Source organism: Streptomyces sp. NPDC005494, from assembly GCF_042872025.1.
In the GTDB taxonomy this organism is placed as follows: Bacteria; Actinomycetota; Actinomycetes; order Streptomycetales; family Streptomycetaceae; genus Streptomyces.
Map to the genome: position 1 here is coordinate 1,302,936 of NZ_JBIAJR010000001.1, position 20,260 is coordinate 1,323,195.

At 72.9% G+C, this 20,260-nt stretch carries 11 protein-coding genes; 5 read left to right on the top strand and 6 right to left on the bottom strand.

Annotated features, from left to right (window positions below; all coding sequences use genetic code 11):
• Positions 1-3: 3 nt before the first annotated feature.
• The 3 genes from ACFYQ6_RS05840 to ACFYQ6_RS05850 all read left to right on the top strand — a co-directional run bounded on the left by ACFYQ6_RS05840 (position 4) and on the right by ACFYQ6_RS05850 (position 4,659).
• Positions 4-1,377, top strand: coding sequence for a sugar ABC transporter permease (locus tag ACFYQ6_RS05840; RefSeq protein WP_361572230.1), 1,374 nt, complete (start codon positions 4-6; stop codon positions 1,375-1,377).
• Positions 1,374-2,255: a carbohydrate ABC transporter permease gene (locus ACFYQ6_RS05845; protein ID WP_361572233.1), complete on the top strand. Its 882-nt coding sequence runs from the start codon at positions 1,374-1,376 to the stop codon at positions 2,253-2,255. The genes ACFYQ6_RS05840 and ACFYQ6_RS05845 overlap by 4 nt, the downstream gene beginning before the upstream one ends.
• A 169-nt stretch (positions 2,256-2,424) precedes the next feature.
• Entirely contained in the window at positions 2,425-4,659 is a 2,235-nt protein-coding gene (locus ACFYQ6_RS05850; RefSeq protein ID WP_388760837.1) for a CDP-glycerol glycerophosphotransferase family protein, read from the top strand.
• Between the two features lie 72 nt (positions 4,660-4,731).
• Here ACFYQ6_RS05850 and ACFYQ6_RS05855 read toward each other — a convergent pair whose 3' ends face one another.
• From ACFYQ6_RS05855 to ACFYQ6_RS05880, 6 genes are all read right to left on the bottom strand, one after another.
• Positions 4,732-5,880 carry a glycosyltransferase gene (locus tag ACFYQ6_RS05855; RefSeq protein ID WP_388760840.1) on the bottom strand — a complete coding sequence of 383 codons (1,149 nt, stop codon included), beginning with the start codon at positions 5,878-5,880 and terminating at the stop codon, positions 4,732-4,734.
• Positions 5,877-8,723 (bottom strand): CDP-glycerol glycerophosphotransferase family protein, encoded by a 2,847-nt coding sequence (locus tag ACFYQ6_RS05860; RefSeq protein ID WP_388760843.1) that lies wholly within the window; start codon positions 8,721-8,723, stop codon positions 5,877-5,879. Before ACFYQ6_RS05860 ends, ACFYQ6_RS05855 begins: the two co-directional genes overlap by 4 nt.
• Positions 8,720-12,172 (bottom strand): CDP-glycerol glycerophosphotransferase family protein, encoded by a 3,453-nt coding sequence (locus ACFYQ6_RS05865; protein ID WP_388760846.1) that lies wholly within the window; start codon positions 12,170-12,172, stop codon positions 8,720-8,722. Before ACFYQ6_RS05865 ends, ACFYQ6_RS05860 begins: the two co-directional genes overlap by 4 nt.
• Before the next feature lie 100 nt (positions 12,173-12,272).
• The gene (locus ACFYQ6_RS05870; RefSeq protein ID WP_361572247.1) at positions 12,273-13,136 is read right to left on the bottom strand and encodes a TylF/MycF/NovP-related O-methyltransferase; all 864 of its coding nucleotides are present in this window, start codon (positions 13,134-13,136) and stop codon (positions 12,273-12,275) included.
• Between the two features lie 11 nt (positions 13,137-13,147).
• The gene (locus tag ACFYQ6_RS05875) at positions 13,148-13,858 is read right to left on the bottom strand and encodes a methyltransferase domain-containing protein (protein ID WP_361572249.1); all 711 of its coding nucleotides are present in this window, start codon (positions 13,856-13,858) and stop codon (positions 13,148-13,150) included.
• Between the two features lie 92 nt (positions 13,859-13,950).
• Entirely contained in the window at positions 13,951-15,984 is a 2,034-nt protein-coding gene (locus ACFYQ6_RS05880; RefSeq protein ID WP_388760850.1) for a CDP-glycerol glycerophosphotransferase family protein, read from the bottom strand.
• A 100-nt stretch (positions 15,985-16,084) separates the two neighbouring features.
• On the opposite strand from ACFYQ6_RS05880, the gene ACFYQ6_RS05885 reads away from it, so the two are divergent.
• Both ACFYQ6_RS05885 and ACFYQ6_RS05890 read left to right on the top strand, forming a co-directional pair.
• Positions 16,085-19,732: a CDP-glycerol glycerophosphotransferase family protein gene (locus ACFYQ6_RS05885; protein WP_388760853.1), complete on the top strand. Its 3,648-nt coding sequence runs from the start codon at positions 16,085-16,087 to the stop codon at positions 19,730-19,732.
• Positions 19,733-19,872: 140 nt separating this feature from the next.
• Positions 19,873-20,259, top strand: coding sequence for a VOC family protein (locus tag ACFYQ6_RS05890; RefSeq protein WP_361572258.1), 387 nt, complete (start codon positions 19,873-19,875; stop codon positions 20,257-20,259).
• The last annotated feature ends 1 nt before the right edge of the window (position 20,260 follow it).

Sequence of the window (20,260 nt, forward strand, 5' to 3'; positions counted from 1 at the left end):
GGGATGACGACAGTGAGAACGGGGGGCGCGGAGGCCGCGCCCCCCGCCGACAAGCGTCCTGATCCGAGCACGGCGACGCGCACCCTCAAGAGCGTGACCGGCACCCGCAGGGTCGTGGCAGCGGTCTTCCTGCTGCCCGCCCTGGTGCTGCTGGGTGCCCTCGTCGTCTATCCGATCGTCTACTCCGTCTACCGCTCGTTCCTCGACCAGCCGGGCACCGGCTTCGTGGGCCTGGACAACTACAAGGAGCTGTTCACCGACGACACCATCCGGACCGCGGTCAAGAACAACGCGATCTGGGTCGTGTTCGCGCCGACGGTCTCCACCGCGCTGGGCCTGATCTTCGCGGTGCTGACCGAGCGCATCCGCTGGGGTACGGCGTTCAAGCTGATCGTCTTCATGCCGATGGCGATCTCGATGCTGGCCGCGGGCATCATCTTCCGGCTGGTGTACGAGCAGGCGCCGGAACGCGGCGTCGCCAACGCCGTGGCGGTGGGCGTGCACGACACGTTCGCCCAGTCCTCGGGCTTCCCCAAGGCGCATCCGCTGCCCGTCCACCCGCTGAAGGCGGGCGGCGGGGGCTCCTTCGTCACGAAGGAGACCGTGCGGGCCGGTGAGCCGGCCGGCCTCCCGCTGGTCGGTGTGGTCCCGGCGAAGATGCCGGGCGACGCGGAGCCGGCGAAGGTGCCCGCCGCGTCCGGTGAGGGGATCACGGGAACAGCCTGGCTCGACTTCACCAAGGGCGGCGGAGGCAAGCCGAACGTCGTCGACCCGAAGGAGCTCGGGCTCAAGGGCATCACCGTCGAAGCGGTCAAGGACGGCAAGGTCGTCGCCTCGGCCACGGCGGGAGCGGACGGGGTGTTCACCCTGCCCGCCTCGGCGGACGGGGCCCAGCTGCGGCTGCCGGCGGACAACTTCCGTGAGCCGTACAACGGGGTCGACTGGCTCGGCCCCTCCCTCGTGACGCCCGGGATCATCGGCAGCTACGTCTGGATGTGGGCCGGCTTCGCGATGGTGCTGATCGCGGCCGGCCTGGCGGGCCTGCCGCGCGAACTGCTGGAAGCGGCCCGGGTGGACGGCGCGAACGAGTGGCAGGTGTTCCGCCGGATCACGGTGCCGATGCTGGCGCCCGTGCTCGCGGTGGTGCTGGTCACGCTGATGATCAACGTCCTGAAGATCTTCGACCTGGTCTTCATCATCGCTCCCGGCTCCTCCCAGGACGACGCGAACGTCCTGGCCCTCCAGCTCTACCGCTCCTCGTTCGGCACGGACGCGGATCTCGGGGTCGGCAGCGCCATCGCCGTACTCCTGCTGCTGCTGGTGATCCCGGTGATGCTGTTCAACATCCGCCGCATTCGGAAGGAGGGACGCCGATGACGACGCCGGCAAAGACCGCCGGGGCCTACCAGTCCCTCGCCTCGCGGATCGCCGCACGGGCCGGTGGCGGTGCCATGCGGGTCTTCCTCGTCCTGGTGGGCCTGTTCTGGCTGATGCCGACCATCGGCCTGCTGCTGTCCTCCCTCCGAGGGGCCGAGGACATCGCGGCGACCGGCTGGTGGAAGATCTTCACCGCCCCGTCGGAGCTCACCTTCGACAACTACCAGCGGCTGCTGGAGAACTCGGTCATCACCGATTCCCTCTTCAGCACGGTGATGATCACCGTCCCGACCACCGTCCTGGTGGTCGTGATCGGCTCGCTCGCCGGGTACGCCTTCGCGTGGATGGAGTTCCCCGGCCGCGACTGGTGGTTCCTGCTGGTGGTGGGGTTGCTGGTGGTCCCCGTACAGGTCGCGCTGATCCCGGTCTCCGAGCTCTTCGGCACCATCGGGATCTTCGAGACCACGTTCGGCGTGATCATGTTCCACACGGCGTTCGGACTGCCGTTCGCCATCTTCCTGCTGCGGAACTTCTTCGCGGAGATTCCCCGTGAGCTGCTGGAGGCCGCACGGCTGGACGGTGCGGGCGAGATCCGGCTGTTCACCCGGGTGGTGATGCCGCTCGGCGGTCCCGCGATCGCCTCGCTCGGGATCTTCCAGTTCCTCTGGGTGTGGAACGACATGCTCGTCGCCCTGATCTTCGCGGATTCGGACTCCCCGCCGATCACCGTGGCGCTGCAGCAGCAGGTCCGTCAGTTCGGCAACAACATCGACGTGCTGGCGCCCGGCGCGTTCCTGTCGATGGTGATCCCGCTGGCGGTGTTCTTCGCCTTCCAGAGGCAGTTCGTCTCCGGGGTGATGGCGGGCGCCGTCAAGTAGGGCGGACCGGCACAGCACATACGTTCGTCAACACAGGGCGGCCCTTTCACTCTCGATCGGGCCGCCCTACCTCGTGTTTCCCCCGAATGCCACGTCCGGCGTAACCAAGTCACTCCATCGGCCGTTTGCGGGCCACCTGCCCGCCCGCGAGCGAACCCCTGGATGTGTTGTGCCCCGGTTCAGTGTCATCGTGCCCGCGTACCGGGTCCAGGCGTATCTGCACGCGTGTCTCGACTCCGTGCTGAACCAGTCGTTCAAGGACTACGAGATCATCGTGGTGGACGACTGCTCACCGGACGCCTGCGGCCCGATCGCCGATGAGTACGCCGTCCGCGACCCCCGGGTCAGCGTCGTCCACCTGCCCGCCAACTCCGGCCTCGGCCCCGCCCGGAACGCCGGTATGGCCAGGGCGACCGGAGACTACCTGCTGTTCCTCGACGGCGACGACACCCTCACGCCGGAGGCCCTCCAGGCCGTCGCCGACCGCCTGGACGCCACCGGCGGCCCGGACGTCCTGGTCTACGACTACGCCCGTACGTACTGGTCGGGCGAGAGCGTGCGCAACGTCTTCGCCCACCACCTCGCCGAGACCGGCCCGCCCTCCTTCCGGCTCGCGGACCGCCCCGAGCTGCTCAAGGTCCTGATGGTCGTCTGGAACAAGGCCTACCGCCGCGAGTTCGTCGAGGCCGAGGGCTTCAGCTTCGCCCCGGGCTACTACGAGGACACGCCCTGGACCTACCCGGTGCTGATGGCCGCGGGGTCGATCGCCGTCCTGGACAAGGTCTGCGTCGGCTACCGCCAGCGGCGCCGGGGCAACATCCTCTCCACCACCACCCAGCGGCACTTCGACGTCTTCGACCAGTACGACCGCGTCTTCGCCTTCATCGACGCGCGTCCCGAACTCGCCTCCTGGCGACCGGTGATGTTCCGGCGCATGCTGGACCACTTCTCGACCCTCTACACCTCCCGGGGCCGACTGCCGCGCGGCACCCGGGCCCGGTTCTTCCGCCTCGCCCGCGCCCACTGCCGCCGCTACCGCACCCCCGGCGCCCCCGTGCCCCGCCGCACCCGGCTGCGGCACGCCCTCTTCCGGCTCGGGGCCCACCGCACCTACCGCGCCCTGTGGGCCGCACAGCGGCTGCGCGGCCGGCTGGGGCGCGCGGCGGCCACCGTGCACCGGGCCGCACGCGGTGCGGCGCTCCAGCTGCACTACCGCGTCCAGCTCCGGCTGCCGCTGCGCCCGGGCGACGCGGTGTTCGCGGCCTACTGGCACCGCGGCTACACCTGCAGCCCCGCCGCGCTGGAGGCCACGGCCAGGGCCCTGGTGCCGGGGCTCCGCACGTACTGGATCTGCCGCCCCGAGGACGCCGGCACGGTGCCGGAGGCGACCCGTGTGCTGCATCCGGGGACGGCCGCCTACTGGACGGCGCTGGCCCGCTCCAAGTTCCTCGTGAACAACGTCAACTTCGACCGCAGACTCGTCAAGAGACGGGGGCAGATCCTGCTCCAGACCCATCACGGGACGCCGCTGAAGACGATGGGCACCGACCTCGTGCACCGTCCCGCGGCGGCCGGCTCCATGGACTTCGAGCAGTTGCTGCGCAACGTCGACAAGTGGGACTTCTCGCTCTCCGCCAATCAGCACTCGACCCTGGTCTGGGAGCGCACCTACCCCTCCGGCTACACCACCCTGGAGTACGGCAGCCCGCGCAACGACGTCTTCCACCGCACCGGCCCCGAGGAGACCGCCGGACTGCGCGAGCTCCTGGGCGTGCCGGCCGGCAGCACCGCCCTCCTGTACGCCCCGACGCACCGCGACTACCGGCGCACCCAGCGGCACTCCCTGGACCTGGAGCAGCTCGTCCGCGTCCTGGGCCCGCACTTCGTGGTCCTGACCCGCTCCCACTACCTGGACGCCACGTCACGGGCCGCAGCCGGGCACACCGCGCATCCGCGGATCATCGACGTCAGCGCCCACCCGTCCGTCGAGGAGCTCTGCCTCGCCTCGGACGGCCTGATCACGGACTACTCCTCGCTGATGTTCGACTACGTCAACCTCGACCGCCCGGTCGTCCTGTACCTGGAGGACGCGCAGGCGTACGAGGCCGCGCGCGGGACGTACTTCGATCCGGCGGCCTTCCCGCCCGGAGCGGTGGCCCGCGACCAGGAGGAGCTGCACGAGATCTTCGCCACGGACCACTGGCGCGGGCCGCGCTCCGCGCAGCGCAGGGCGGCCTTCCGGGCGCGCTTCTGTCCGTACGACGACGGGCACGCGGCGGAGCGGGTGGTGCGCCGGGTCTTCCTGGACGACGCCTCGGGGCTGCCGGCGCCCGCCCCGCTGACCGGCCGGGGACCGACGGGGGTGCCCCGGCAGGTGCCGGTACGGGAGTACACCACCGGCTGAGGCGCGGGCCCGGGGCCGCCGGGGTGCGGGCGGAGGTCCGCACGCCACCCCGGCGGCCCCGGGCCGGGGCCGTCAGCGCTCCAGGAACGCGAAGAGCTCTTCCCAGCGGTGCATGATCTCCGCCTCGGAGAACCGCTGGACGTTGGTCCGCGCACGGTCCCCCATGGCATCCCGCATCCAGGGGTTGCCGGTGAGCCTCAGCAGCCGGTCGGCGAGCGCGCCGATGTCACCGGCGGGCGCGAGGAGACCGTCCTCGCCGTCGCGCACGATCTCCCGTACGCCCGGAGCGCAGTCGAACGCCGCGCAGGGCAGCCCGCTCGCCATCGCCTCCATCAGCGCCAACGGGAAGCCTTCCCCACGTGAGGACTGGACGAAGACGGAGGAGGCGGCCAGCGCCCCCGGCACGTCGTCGGTACGCCCCCGCCAGCCGACCGAGGCGTCCAGCCCCAGGGCGGTGCACTGCGCCCTGAGCTCCGCCTCGTCCTCACCCGTGCCGTGGATGTCCAGCCGCCAGTCGGGCCGTCGCGGAGCCACCAGAGCCCAGGTGTCCAGGAGCATGTCGATGCCCTTCTGGTCGGTGAGCCTGCCGACGCTCGCGACCGACTTCTCGCGGCGCGGGGAGGGCAGTTCCGGCAGGGCGGCCAGGGCGTTGGGCATGAAGCCCACGTTGTTCATCCCGTCGCCCGCCCAGATGTCCGCGTCCTCCTCCGTCAGGACGAGCCAGCGGTCGAGCCGCGCGTAGTGGTTCCTGATCCAGCGGTAGCGATGGCTCGCCCGCGAGTAGTCGTAGGACTCGTGGCTCATCCCGATGACCCGCAGCCCACGGGTGTCCGCCTCCCCGACCCACTCCATCGCCCAGACCTGGCTGACGATCACCACCGCTCCGGGCCGTGCGGCACGGAAGATCTCGGAGAGCCGCTCGACGGCACGCCGTTTCCCGGCGGCACGGGCCGCCTCCTTCCTCCGCTCGGCGATCCGGAAGCGGTCCCGCAGCCCCTTCGGTGCCCACGGGGTCGGCGGGTGCGCCGGGTAGAGGGCGGTGACGGGGTAGCCGGGCGGGTCGGGCAGCGCCATCTTCCGCTCGGCGGCGTGGATGCCGACGGTGTGCACACGGTGCCCGGCCTCCTGGAACAGCTGGGCGGTCCGGTGCATCCAGCCCGTCACACCACCGAGCTCGTCGGTGCTGTTGGAGACGATGAACACGTCACGGCTGCGGCTCATCGGCGGGCCTCCCCGGTGCGGGCGGTACGGGACGGGACGAGATGGCGGGCGAAGACGGTGTCGACGACCGCGCGTGCCGCGTCCCCCCGGTCGTAGGCGCCGAACTCCGCGGCGAAGGCCGCGCGCGCCTCCTGGTGCCCGACGTCCGCGGTCTTCAGCCGGGTCAGCACGCCGAACAGCTCCTCCTCGGTCGTGGTCACCGGGCCCGGCGCCTTCTCCCGCAGGTCGAAGTAGCTGCCGCGCTCGGCGGCGTACTCGTCGAGGTCGGGGGCGAACAGCACGATCGGGCGGTCCAGGAGGGCGTAGTCGAACATGATCGACGAGTAGTCGGTGACCAGTACGTCGGCGAGGGCCAGCAGTTCGCTGACGTCGTGGTGGCGCGAGACGTCCACCACCGTCCCCGGCGGGCAGGCGGGAAGGCTCGCCGCCTCCAGGTAGTGCGCCCGCACCAGCAGCGTGCAGGTGTCGCCGAAGCGCTCCGCGAAGCGTGCCGCGTCCAGCAGGAGCCGCCGCCGCTTGCGCTTGCCCGGCCCGCCCCGGAAGGTCGGCGCGTAGAGCACCACCGTGCGGTGGTCGGGCAGCCCCAGCTCGGCCGCGAGCGGCGGACGCGGCAGCCGGCCCTCGGTCTCGTCCCTCACACGCGCCGCGACCAGCGCGTCGTTGCGCGGGTAGCCGGTGCGCAGCAGGGTCTCGTCGGGCAGCCGGTAGGCGCGGGCCAGGGTCGCCACGTCGTGCTCCGAGCGGACGAGGAAGTGGTCGAAGCGGTGCACGGCCCGCTGGAGCCGCTCGCGCTGCGGGGCGTTCTGAAGACGCACCCGGGTCTCGTCGAAGCCCATGCGTTTGTACGCCGAGCCGTGCCAGGTCTGCAGATAGGTGGTACCGGACGGCTTGTCCAGGTTCTGCGGGAACCCCTGGTTGTCTACCCAGTACTCCGCCCGGGCCAGGGCCCACAGATACCGCCACGACCAGCGGCGCACGAGCCGGGCGTCCTCCGGGAAGCCGTCCGGGGAATCGGCGTACGACCACACGCAGCGCAGCGGGAGCCCCCGGGCCCTCACCTCCTCGTGGACGGCCCGGGGGCTGTCGCCGTAGCAGGTGCCCATGTGGCTCTCGAAGACCACGGAGCCCTTGCGCACGGGAAGCCGCAGCAGCCAGTTGTTGTACGCGGAGGCCTTGAAGCCACGGGCCCGCAGCCGGTCCCGGCGCCTGCCCAGGGCCTTCACCAGGAGCCTGGCCCGGCGCGCGGGGCGGAAGTGGGTGGCGTAGTGGACCAGGCGCCGGGCCGTGCGGGCGGGACGCCGACGCGCTTCGAGCCGCAGGGCCAGATGGTCCCGCAGGGTGATGTAGGGCTGCCAGGTGTCCCCGGTCAGCCTCCCCAGCCGGGGCCTGGCCGGGGAGCCGTGCTCCGGGCCGACCATGTCGTGGGCGGCGAAGAGGTCGCTGACCGAGCGGGTCCGGCCGTCCTCCACCACCATCCGGACGTCCCACACCGTGTCGCGGGGGCCGAACGCGCGCAGCAGGCGGGTGAGTTCGGCGCGGGTGGACCAGCCGATTCCTGTGGCGTCGGCCCACAAAACGTCCACGGGTGCGCGGAAGGCGCGGGAGCCGTCGCGTACGCGGAACTCCAGATGGGCCGTGAGGGGGCCGTCCGGGTCGGGCCCGGTGTGCGAGGGCAGGACGAGCCGTCCCGCGAGCAGGACCCACCGGCCCTCGGCCTCGTAGCGGGTGAGCCTGTTCATGAGCTTCAGTTCGCCGAACGGGCGGTACTGATGGCCGAGTTCCGTGACGTCCAGGACGGGGTCGGGGCCACCGGGCCAGTACACCCGCCCGTCGTCGCGGACAGAGAGCGGCGCGGTCACCGTGCCCCGCCTGCGCAGCGCGTAGGCCGCGGCGAGCACCCCCTCCGCGTCGCCCCGCTCCAGCAGCCGCACGGCGACCCGTTCGACGGGCGGAAGGGTGACCAGGGCCCGCTCCGCCACGCACTCGGGCAGGACCCGGGCGGCCGTCGTGGCGATCCGGCCGCGTTCGGCGGCGGGCAGGCGCGGCCAGTCGCGCACCAGGGGCACGAGGTGGTCGAGGAGTAAGGCGCGGTCCCGCTCCTCGCGCAGCTCGGACAGCCCTTGCGCCACCAGCACGTGGCACACCCGCCGGTGCGCCTCCACGAGTCCGGCCAGGTCCCGGCCGGCGTCCGGCACGGCGCGGCCGTTGACGATCCGGCGGCGTACGAGCGCGATCCGGCCGACGACGGCCGCCGCCAGCGGCCCGAAGAGGATCTCGCTGTGCGTGAGGTCCTCGTCGTAGCGCAGCCGGTGCCGCTCCAGCGCCTGGCGCCGCAGGCAGAATCCGGTGACCAGGGAGTCGTGCACCGCGAGTTCCGGGGCGTCCGTGAAGCGTGCGACGGTCCGGGAGCGGAGGAACAGCGGTCGCTGCCAGGAGGGTTCGCGTTCCTTCGCGTCCTCCCCGGTCAGCCGGCTCCAGCGCCCGGCGACCAGGTCGGCACCGGTGCGGGCGCCGGCCTCCCAGAGATTGCGGCAGGCATGCGGATGGAGGCGTTCGCCCTCGCCGAGCACCAGGACGTAGATGCCGCGCGCCGCGTCCAGACCGGCGTTGCGCAGGGCCGCGGCCGACCCCGCGCCCCCGGCGATGACACGGACCCGGTCCGGGTCGCGCCCCGCGAGCGCCTGTGCCCGCGCCAGCAGCCCTTCCGGTGCGTCGGCGGGCAGCGTGACCAGGGCTTCCACCGAGCGCAGGCTCTGCTCCAGCACGGATTCCACGGACGCCCGCAGGGCGTCGGGGCCGCCCGGCGGCGCGATGACCACACAGCTGAAGTCGGGGCCGCTCATGCCTGAGCCCCCTTCAGCATCCGGTCCACGACCTGTGCCGCGGCCGTCCCGTCGTCCAGGTCGCAGAAGGTCTGCCGGAAGCGGGTGTAGGCCTCGCGGTGGCCGGCGGTCGCGGCGTCCGGGTCGCGCAGTGCCTCGACGACTCCGGACGATCCGGTGATCAGCGGGCCGGGCGCCTGGTTCTCGAAGTCGAAGCAGAAACCGCGCAGGGTGTCGCGGTAGTGCTCCAGGTCGTACGTGTGGAAGAGCATCGGCCGGCCCGTCTGCGCGAAGTCGAACATCAGGGACGAGTAGTCCGTGACGAGCACGTCGCTGATCAGCATCAGCTCGGCGACGTCGGGGTGGCGCGAGACGTCGTGGACGAAGTCGCTCTCGGGGATGCTCCCGCCGACCAGGTAGTGACGGCGCACCAGCAGGACGTGGTCCTCACCGAGCGCCTCCCGGGCGTGTTCCAGGTCCAGTTGGAGATCGAGGCCGTACCGTCCGCTCTGCTTGGGCCGGTCCTCGCGCCACGTGGGGGCGTACAGGACGACCCGTTTGCCGTCGGGCACGGCGAGCGACTGCCGGACGGCGGCGGCGATCTTCGACCGGTCGGGGGCGTACAGCACGTCGTTGCGCGGGTAGCCGCACTCCAGTACCTCGCCGGTGTGCCCGAAGGCGCGGCGCAGCACAGGCGTGGAGAAGCTGTTCGGCGAGACGAGGACGCTCCACTGGGCCGCCCGCCGGGGCATGGAGGCCATGTACGCGGCGTCCGCGAAGGCGGTGCCCTCCAGGTCGCGGCCGATGCGCTTGAGCGGGGTGCCGTGCCAGGTCTGGACGACGAACTGGCCCTCGGAGCGCTCGAACCAGGACGGCAGCTGCGTGTTGGTGACGATCCACCGGCTGCGGGCGAGGGCCTCGTGCCACTCGGCGCTGTGCAGGGCCACCGCGCGGACCCCGGCGGGCACGGCGGCCTGCTGGTCCCGCACGACCCAGAGGTGCTCGACGCCGGTGTCACGGCGGGCCAGTTCCTCGTGGACGGCCCGGGGCGAGTCCGAGTACTGCCGTCCGTCGAAGCTGGAGTAGAGCACCGCGTCCCGAAGCTCCCCAGCGCGCGCGGCGGCGTACGCCGCGCGCAGCCTGCGCTGCCCGTACGGCCCGCGGTCGGCCGGTGGCAGGGCGCTGCCCGACTCCAGGCACAGCCGGTCGTGGAAGCGCCGCTCCAGGGTGAAGCGGCGCCCGCCCGCGTCACGGTGCAGCGGCAGTCCGGCGTGCAGCTGGGGCGCCAGCCGCAGCGGCAGGTAGCGCTCGGGGTCGGTCTCGCCCGGTTCGCGGAGGAAGGGGTACCACCGGCCCTCGGCGAGCGGGAGGGTGGCGCCCGCGCCGGGTACCGCCCCGGGGGCGAGCTCCGCGCGGAACTCCTCCCCCACGCGCTCCACGGCGAAGGCGGTCTCCTCCTGGTGGCCGCTGTGCCGCAGGACCAGCTCGTCCGCACGGTCGCGCCCGGCGGGGAAGGTCCATTCCAGGAGCAGGCGGGTCTCGTCCGTCCAGACGGCGCGCGCGACGACGGGCCGCACGGCCCGGTCGGTGAGCACCAGGTCGCCCGAGGGGTTGGGGGCGGTGTACACCTCACGGCCGCCGGCCAGCGGATAGCGCCCCGCGTCGGTCTCCGGGCGGGCCGCGACCGTCAGCCTGCGCGCGCCGCCGACCAGCTGGACGCCCCAGTCGCCGTCGGCGCCCGCGAACGCCGACAGCGGCACGTCGGCCAGCAGGGTGCGCCCGTCCATGCTCGCGTCCGCGGTCAGGGGGAACTCGCGGGCCGTCCTCGTACGCCACTCCTGGATCCGCAGCGCCGTCGGAGTCTCACCGCACAGCAGCCGCACCACGATCCGGATGGCGTCCCCGGTCTCCGTGGGGGCGTGCCCGGCCAGCACCGCGTCGATCCGCTCGGCGCGCAGCTCCAGCTTGTTGCCGGAGAGGAGCGGGACCACCCGCGTGCGCTCGTCGACGTACCGCACGGCGGGGGCGGCCGGATTGCCGAGCAGCCGCATCGGGCCCCGCCGGGGGCGGCCCGCTCCGACGACGACGGATTCCAGCTTCCAGAGGGTCCGGGCCCCGGGGGGCGCGTTGCGGGCGACGAGCCGGCGCGGGTCCACGACGGTCTCGAAACCCGACCGCTCGTAGCGGTGCAGCGAACGGCCCGACCTGGCCGCCGCCTCGTCCGTCACCGTCCGCCGCAGCCGGAGCGGCAGCACGCGGCGGCCGGCCCTCAGCCAGCCGGCCCCGGCCGACCGGCCCGGGGCGTTGCGGACGTACGCGTACCCCTTGAGGTGCAGGAGGCCGTCGCGCCACACGGCCTCGGTGAGGTGCGCGTGCACGGGGAGGTCCCCGGCGGACAGGGCGGTGACGCGGCGCGGGAGCGGCGCCTCGATCCCCGGATAGCGGGCCGACGGGCGCAGCCTCCCCCGCACGTGGAAGGTGTCGCGGTCGGTGGACTCGTGGGCCAGGAGGGCGAGGAGCTCCGCCGTCCTGCGCTCCCGGATGAGCTGCCACCTCACGCGCAGGTGCAGGGGCAGCGCGTCGAGGACGGCCGGGTCGACCGTGTCGGCGAAGGCGTTGGCATGGGTGAGAAAGGCCTCGTGGAAGCTCTCGTCGCCGTCCGGCAGTGCCTCGATGAAGAGCCACAGGTCACCGGAGAGCGCGTGCTCGTCGTAGCGCCGCTTCGCCTCCGTCATCCCCCGGTCCGCGAGGAACCGGCTGACGGTGGAGACGGCGGTGACCCGGTCGCGGATGCCACGGGCCACCGCCCGCCTGGTCGTGATCGAGCCGTCGCGGTCCCGCCAGTGATAGACGGGCGCCTCGACGACGTCCACGCCCCGGGCCAGGAAGTGGGCGGGCAGCACCACGGCGATGTCCTCGTACAGGACCCCGGTGGGGAAGGCGAAGGCGTGCTCGTCCCAGAAGGACCTGCGGAACACCTTGTTGCACGCGATGCGGTCCCCGAGCAGGATCCAGTCCCGGGTGACATGGGTGCCCCTGCGGGGATTCTCCATCGGTCTGCGGAACATCGGGGACTGTTCGAGGACGCCGTTGGGCCGCAGCCTGAGCACATTGCCTGTCGCGAAGTCGGAGCCGGAGGCGTCGAGTTCACCGAGCATCCTGGCGAAGGCCGCCTCGGGCACGACGTCGTCGCTGTCGACGAACGCGAGGAACTCGCTGTCCGGATGTGCCTGTCCGGCTCCGGCGTTGCGCGCGGCCCCGAGCCCGGCGTTCCTCTGCCGGATCAGCCGGAAGCGCGGGTCACGCCGGGAGAACTCCAGTGCCACGTCGGCGCTGCCGTCCGTCGAACCGTCGTCGACCATCACGACTTCCAGGTCGGCCATGGTCTGTCCGGCGAGCGAGTCCAGGCACTCTCCTAGGTACTCCTCGACGTTGTAGAGCGGGACGACGACGGTGAGACGGGGTGCCATGGCTCTGCGCACGATCCTTCCGGAGGGCTGACGGTCTTCCTCTGTATGGAACGAGCCCCGTGCCGGGGAGGCACGGGGCTCGTCAACGGGGGCCGTCCGCTCAGGGCTTGACGGCGATACGGCCCTCGTCCATGCGCAGCAGCAGGAGCCGTTCCCCGGTCTCCTCCAGGAACTCGTCGACGGCCTGCCGCGAACCCTGCCAGTAGCCGTAGTCGTCGATCAGCAGGACCCCGCCGCTGACCAGACGGCCGTACAGGTGCTGGAGTTCGTGCTTGGTCGAGGCGTACCAGTCGGTGTCCAGCCGGAGGATGGAGATCTGCTCCGGCGCCTGCTCCGGGACGGTGTCCTCCACCTTGCCCCGCACGTAGTGCACCCGGTCCTTCGGGTACGGCACCTGCTCGAACCCGGCCTGTACGTCCTCCAGCGAGGCCACGGCCCAGATCGGCCGGTCCTTGCCCTGGGCGTCGAGCAGCTCCCGGGCCGGCCTGCCGTCACGCCGCAGGTCCTCGGCGGTGGGCGGGGTCATGCCCTCGTACGTGTCGAAGAGGTACAGGTCACGGTCGGTCTCGCCGAGCGAGAGCAGCGTCTTCGCGCAGGCCTGCATGGAACCGCCGCGCCACACACCGCACTCCACGATGTCACCGGGGATGCCGTGCTTCACGACGTGCCGGGTCGCGAGCACGAAGGCGTTGAGCCGCTCCGGAGAGGTCATCGTGTACGGCTTGACCGCACGGATGATGTCCTTCGCCTCGTCGTCGTAGTCCACGGGGAGCTGCGGCGGCTTCTTCGCCGCGCCCTTCGGGGCGGGCGGCTTCGGCGCCGCCGCGGGCACGGCGGCGGGGGCGGACCGGGGAGCGGGCAGGGTCGCGCGCCTGAGCTGGTATCCGGTGAGTTGCTGAAGGACGCCGTTGACGGCGTTGCGCCAAGCCATGGGGCGGGACAGTACGCGCGTTATGCGGCTCATGTCATCTTTCGTCAACCTGTCGTTGATGGCGCCGTACGGGTGTCCGGGCGTCCGCACAGCTCCCGGCCGTCCAGCGGGCGCGGAAGGGGCACCCGGTCCACTCCGCCGACCCGGTTGGCCCACCACACCGCCGTCTCCCGCACCGCGAACATGGTCAGCCGCGGATAACGCGCCGGCCTGCGGAAGACGCCGACGGAGTCGCCCCAGTAGGCGGCTTTGGCGTCGATGGACCGGTAGTCGTGCCAGATGCCCTTCGAGGGCGGGAAGTCCGTGTACGCCTCGCGGAGTTCGAGGCCCGAGTGGGCGGCCATCGCCCGGAAGCCGTCGGGGTAGTAGCGCCAGCAGTCCTGCGCGTCGTGGACGTGGCCGCGCGAGGGAGCGGTGATGAAGGCGTGACCCCCGGGCTTGAGCACCCGGGCGATCTCCAGCATCGACACCCAGAAGAAGGGGATGTGCTCGAACGCCTGGCCGGACAGCACCACGTCGGCGCTGCGGGACTTCGCGGGGATCCGGTAGGGCCGGGTCATGACGGCGTCGACGTTGGGGCCGTCGAGGACGTCGACCCCGAAGTAGTCGATGTCGTGGTCCGCGAGCAGGCCCCGGTGGGTGCGGGTCTGCTTCCCGGAGATCCGCGAGCCCAGGTCCACGACACGGTGCCTGCGGGTCTTCGGCAGATACTCCTCGATGCAGAGCTGCATCTGCTCGTAGGCGGACCGGTGCATGAGCTTCTCCCAACGTTGCCGTGTGCGCGCGCTGTTGAGCACAACGACGGCGGGATGCGGAGGGGTCGGCCCCGTACGGGTGACCCCGGAGTTCAGTCCGGCGGCACGCCGAAGACCCGTCGCACCACCCGCTCGGCCGCCCGCCCGTCGTCGTACGGGCAGAAGCGGGCGCGGAACGCGGCGCGCAGCGCCTCGGCCTCCGGCGCCCGCCACGCGCCGCTCCGCAGCACCTCGCGCAGTCCGGCCTCGGTGGTGGCGACCGCCCCCGGGGTCTCGCCGGGGCGCCCTGAGAGCAGGTCGAAATAGGTTCCCCGGGACGCGCGGTAGGCCTCCCAGTCGGGCGCGTAGGTGATGACGGGGCGGTCCAGGCAGACGTAGTCGAACATCAGGGAGGAGTAGTCGGTGATCAACGCGTCGGAGGCCAGGCAGAGTTCCTCGACGCTTCGGTGCCCGGTGACGTCGATGACCCGGTCCCCGGCCGCCGTGCCCGTGGAACGCCCGTAGAAGTAGTGGGCCCGCACCAGCAGCACCCAGTCCGGGCCGAGTCCGGCGGCGAGACCCTCCAGGTCGAGCCGGGGAAGGAAGCCCCTGCGGTAGTCACGGTGGGTCGGCGCGTACAGCAGCACGGTCGCCCCGGGCGCGATGCCGAGCTCCGCCCTGATCTTCCCGGACCGCTCCCGGGACGCGGCGCACAGGAGGTCGTTGCGTGGGTAGCCGTAGGGCAGGTGCTCGTACGACGAGGGGTAGACCCGGTCCCAGACCTCGGTGCTGTGCGGATTGGCGGAGAGGCTGAAGTCCCACTGGTCGGCGTGGGCGACGATCCGTTCGAAGCTGACGCCGCCCGTGAGGGCGGGGTAGGGGCGCTGGTCCAGGCCCATGGTCTTCAGCGGCGTCCCGTGGTGGGTCTGGAGGTAGACCTGGCCGGGACGTTTGGTGAAGCCGCCCGGGAAGCTGGAGTTGTTGACGAGGTATGTCGCTGTGGCCATGGTCCGCCAGTAGGCCCGGGAGCCCTCGATGACGTACGGGACGTCCGGGGGCATCCGGTCGAGGTGGCGGGAGGAGACGACCCACACACCGCGGATGTGCGGGACCAGCTCGCGGGCCTTGGCGTAGACGGCGGCGGGGTTGCAGGCGACACCACGGTTCCAGTAGGCCCCGTAGACGGCGAGGCAGGGGTCCAGCGGGCGGTGCAGGTCGGCGCGGTAGGCGGCCCGCATGACCCGGGCGCGCAGCGACTTGCGGCCGGCGCGCGCGGCGCTCCGCGCGCGGGTGCGCCCGGCGCGGGCGGCTTCGCGCGCGCGGTGCGCGGTGTACCGGCCGGGCAGCCCGGCGGCGCGGAAGAAGGCGGCGCGGTCCCCGGGGGCGATCCGGCCGGGGTCGGAGAGCACGGCGGTCAGGTGTGCGGTGCGCGCGGCGGCGACGCGCGGGTCGCCGCCGGTCTCGGCGGTCAGCCGCTCGTACGCCCCGATGACGGCGAAGTGCGCGCGGTCCGGGGCCGTGACGGACGCACCGGTGCGGCGCAGCCGGTGCCGCACGCAGATCCGGTCGAGGGTGCCGAGCGTGCCCGCGTCCGCCGCGAGGAACAGCGCACGGTGCACGGGCACGACGTCGTCGTAGGGGCCCTCGGTGAAGCGGAGGGCGTGGGTCTCCCAGAACGCGCGGCGGAAGATGTGGTTCCGGGCGTACGCGAGGGCGTCGCCCGGCTGGGTCCCGCCCCACGGGTCGAGCTGGTCGTGCCCCAGGCGCAGCACGTCGGGCGGACGGTGGGTGGGGCCCGGACCGCGTGGACCGGGCGGACCCGGGGCCAGGTGCGCGGCGATCTCCGCCGCCACGCCCGGCAGGAGCAGGTCGTCCCCGTCGAGGAAGAGCAGGTACGTCCCCCGCGCCGCCGCCGCACCCGCGTTGCGTGCGGCTCCCCTGTCCCAGGGGCGGTCCGTCGGCAGCACCCGCACCCGGGGATCGCGCTCCGCGAACTCCCGCGCGATGCCGAGGTCCAGGCCCCCCTCCGGGGCGGCGACGGCGATCAGCTCGCAGTCCCCCGCGTCCGCCTGCCCTGTCACCGACTCCAGGGCCTCTCTGAGATACCCCTGAACACGGTGGGCGGTGACGACGACACTGAGGAGCATGGCAGCCGAGCGTAGTGCGGACCGGGCGGGCCGCCCTACGCGTCTTCACCCGTTCGGGTCAACGGCGTGACCCACGGCGCTTCCCCGGGTTGAGCCGTACATGAAGCCACTCCTCAGCGTCGTCGTCCCCGTGCACAACGTCGAGGACTACCTGGAGGAGTGCCTCCTGTCGTTGGCCGGCCAGTCCCTCGCCGACATCGAGGTGGTGCTCGTCGACGACGGCTCCACGGACGGGAGCAGCCGGATCGCGCGGGACTTCGCGGCGCGGGACGACCGCTTCCGCTGTGTCCGCCAGTCCAACGCGGGGCTCAGCGCCGCCCGGAACACGGGGATCGCCCACACGACCCCGGGCGTGCCGTACCTGGCGTTCGCCGACAGCGACGACGTCGTCGTCCCCGACGCGTACGAACGGATGCTGGCATCCCTGGAGTCGACCGGCTCCGACCTGGTGACGGGCAACGTGTGGCGCCTGAACGACCAGGGCAGGCAGCAGGCCTGGCAGTACCGCTGGCTGACCGGCGACCGCCCACGCACCCACATCACCCGCGACGCCCGGCTGCTGGCCGACCGCGTGGCCTGGAACAAGGTGTTCCGCCGCTCCTTCTGGGACCGGCACTCCTTCACGTTCCCGGTGGGCAAGCTGTACGAGGACACCCCCGTCATGATCCCTGCGCACTATCTCGCCGGGTCGGTGGACGTGCTGCACCGGCACGTCTACCACTGGCGGGTGCGGGAGGGGTCGATCACCCGGCGGCGTACGGACGTCCGTGGCGTACGCGACCGTATCGCGGCGTGCGAGCAGGTCAGCGCGTTCCTGGCGGGCCGCGATCCCGCGCAGCGGCTGCGCTACGACACCTCGTGCCTCCGGGACGACTTCGTGTACTTCCTGGAGGGACTGCCGATGGGCGGCCCCGCCTACCGCTCGGCGTTCATGGGTGACGCGGGCGCCTTCCTCGACCGTGCGGGCGAAGCGGCACTGACCGGTCTGCCGGCCGAGGCGCGCATCCGCTGGCGGCTGGTGCGGGAGCGCAGGCTCGACGAGCTGCTGGCCGTCCTGGAATTCGAACGGGCCAACGGTACGGGCACGTTCACCGTGGAGGGGCTGCCGGGACGGCGGCGCGCCACGCACCCCGGGATCACGGCAGGCCGAGGCGCGTCGGCGCGCCTGGGGCGCGGGGATCTCCCCGCCGTGGCACGGCTGGTGGAGTCGTCCTGGGGCGAGGACGGCAAGCTGCGGCTGCGAGGGTACGCCTACATCCGCAACCTTCCGGCGTCCTCGGCCCGGCAGTCACTGAAGGCGGGCCTCCTGCGGGAGGCAGGAGGCCGGCGGCTGCGGACGGCGCCTCTCCGCACGGTGCGGACGGACCGGTCCACCGCGGACTCCGGCCAGGAGAGCCACTGTTACGACCACGCGGGTTTCGAGATGGTCCTGGACCCCGGGCGGCTGGGGCAGGGCCGCTGGCTGGTGGGCGTGGTGGTGGCCGGGCACGGCGTCGTACGGCGAGCGGCCCTGCGCGCCGTGGAGGCGGGCGCGGCGCAACCGCTCGTCCACGACCTGGGCGGAGGACGGCGCGCGGTGCTCGGCTACCGGGACGGGCGGCTCGAACTGACCGTGACGCAGCTGCCCGCCCTGGCGGTGGCCCACGACGGCGGTACCTCCGGCACCCTGGAGCTCACCGGGCGGCTGTACGGCGGGACCAGGCCCACGGCCCTCGTGCTGACCCGGGACGGGGCCGCGGAGCGGCTCTGCCCGGTGAACTCCACAGGCTTCGACGCTCCCACCGCCTTCGGCGCCCGGATCCCGCTGTCGGCACTCGCCGCAGAGTCCGCCGGGGCCGCCGGGGCCGCCGGGACCGCTGGGACCGCTGGGGCCGCCAGGGCCGCCGGGACCCCTGGGGCCGCTGGGGCCGCCAGGACCGCTGGGACCGCTGGGGCCGCCAGGACCGCCGGGACCGCCGAGACCGCCGAGACCGCCGAGACCGCCGGGACCGCCGAGACCGCCGGGACCGCCGGGACCGCCGCCACGGTCGCGTCCACGAGATCCGGCGGACCCGTGGAGCCCGGCGGGCCCGTGCAGCCCGGCGGACCCGTGGAACCCGGCGGGCCGGCCGGGCGTGCGGGTGAGCGCTGGCTGGTGACGCTCCAGGCAGCCGACGGCACCCGCGTACCGCTCGCCGCCGCCCCGGACCTGCCGCCGCCGGCCTTCGCGGACCCGGCGGGCCGTCTGGTGGTGGAGGTGACCGGCGAACCGTTCGTGGAGGACGCCGGGCCCGCTCCGGACGGCGGGCTGCGCGTCGACGTCCGCCGGGCCGGAGCGGGGACCCTGGTCCTGCGCCACGGCGCGCTCGGCGAGACGGTATCCGTCCCCGTCGAAGAGAGGGAGGGCGGTTTCGCCGCCGTCCTCGCTCAGCCACCGCGCGAGGGTGAGTGGGAGGTGCTGCTCGACGGCCGGCCCGTACGCGTGGGAGCGGCGTTCGCCGCACGCCTGCCCATGGCCGCCGCCGGGGCGCGGTTCCGGCTCGACCGCCGTCACGGCGACCGGCTGACCCTGCACTGCGCGCCCGCGCTCGGGGATGCCGAGCGGAGCGCGTACCGCCAGGCCCGTCTGCGGACGGCGCACTACCCGGCGCAGCGGAAGCTGCCTCTGCGGGACGCCGTGCTCTGCACGGGAGAAGGCTCCCCGCGCGCCGTGCACGCCGAGCTCGTGCGCCGGAGCACCGGTGCGGAGCAGCTCTGGGTCACCGACGGGTCGGCGGGAGGCGCGGGCCGTGTCCCGTCCACGGCCGTGCCGGTCGTGGCGCACGGCACCGCCTGGTACGAGGCACTGGCGCGGGCCCGTCACATCGTCGCGGCCGGACCGCTGCCCGCCTGGTTCGAACGCAGGCCGGACCAGACGGTGCTCCAGACCTGGCACGACACCCCGCTCGGACGGTTCGGGCTGGACCTCGAAGGCTCCCTGTACGCGGACCACCAGTACCTCGCCACGCTGGCGCACCGCTCCGCCCAGTGGTCGGTGCTGCTCTCCCCCGGCGCGTTCGCCACTCCGCACCTGCGCCGCGCCCTCGCGTACGACGGCGAGGTGCTGGAGGCGGGCTCCCCGGCCACCGACCTGCTGTACGCACCGGACCGGGACAGGACGGCCGAGCGGGTACGCCGGCGGCTGGCCGTCCCTGACGGCCACCGCGTCGTGCTGTACGCGCCGACGTACCGGGACCATCTCGCGCACCCGCCGGGCAGCGTTCCCGCCGGCTCGGCACCGCTGTACCGCTGGGATCCCGCGCTCGACCTGCCGGCGCTGGCCCGCTCGCTCGACGCGCGTACCACCGTGCTGGTCCGCAGGCACCCCCGGGTGACCGGCAGTGTGCCGGCGCACGCCTCCCTGCGCGACGTGTCCGGACACCCGGACACCGCGGAACTGCTGCTGATCGCGGACGTGCTGGTCACCGACTACTCGGGGCTGGCCTTCGACTTCGCGCACACCGGCCGTCCGATGCTGTTCCACACCTACGACCTGGAGCACTACAGGGACACCGTGCGCGGCTTCTGCCTGGACTTCGAGGCCCGCGCCCCGGGCCCTCTGCTCGCCACCACCGAGGAGGTGGCCCAGGCCCTGCGTGACCTGCCCGGGGCCACGGCGCCGCACGCGGAGGCGTACGCGGCCTTCCGCCGGGACCACTGCGGCCCGGCGGACGGCGGGGCCGCCCGCCGGGTCGTGGACCGGCTGCTCGGCCGGGGCGGTGACGACTAGGAGCGTTTCGCCCGAACGGGAGCCCCAGGGACACGGTCCGGGCGATGGCACAATCGCGCCCCGGCAGGCAGCCTGGACACCGAACCGCTCCGGAGCACCACGGCGCGGTGGACCCGACCTCACAACCGGAGAGCACCCCCATGAGGATTCACCTGTCCAGCGTGTTCGTCGACGACCAGGACAAGGCCCTTCGCTTCTACACCGACGTGCTGGGCTTCGTGAAGAAGAACGAGGTCCCGCTCGGCGCGGCCCGGTGGCTGACGGTCGTCTCGCCGGAAGACCCCGACGGGACGGAACTGCTGCTGGAACCCGACGGCCACCCCGCGGTGAAGCCGTACAAGACGGCGCTGGTCAGGGACGGCATCCCGGCCGCTTCCTTCGCCGTCGACGACGTGACGGCGGAGTTCGAGCGGCTGCGCGCGCTCGGGGTGCGCTTCACCCAGGACCCCGTGGAGATGGGTCCCGTCACCACCGCCGTCCTGGACGACACCTGCGGCAACCTGATCCAGATCGTGCACGGCGGGTAGT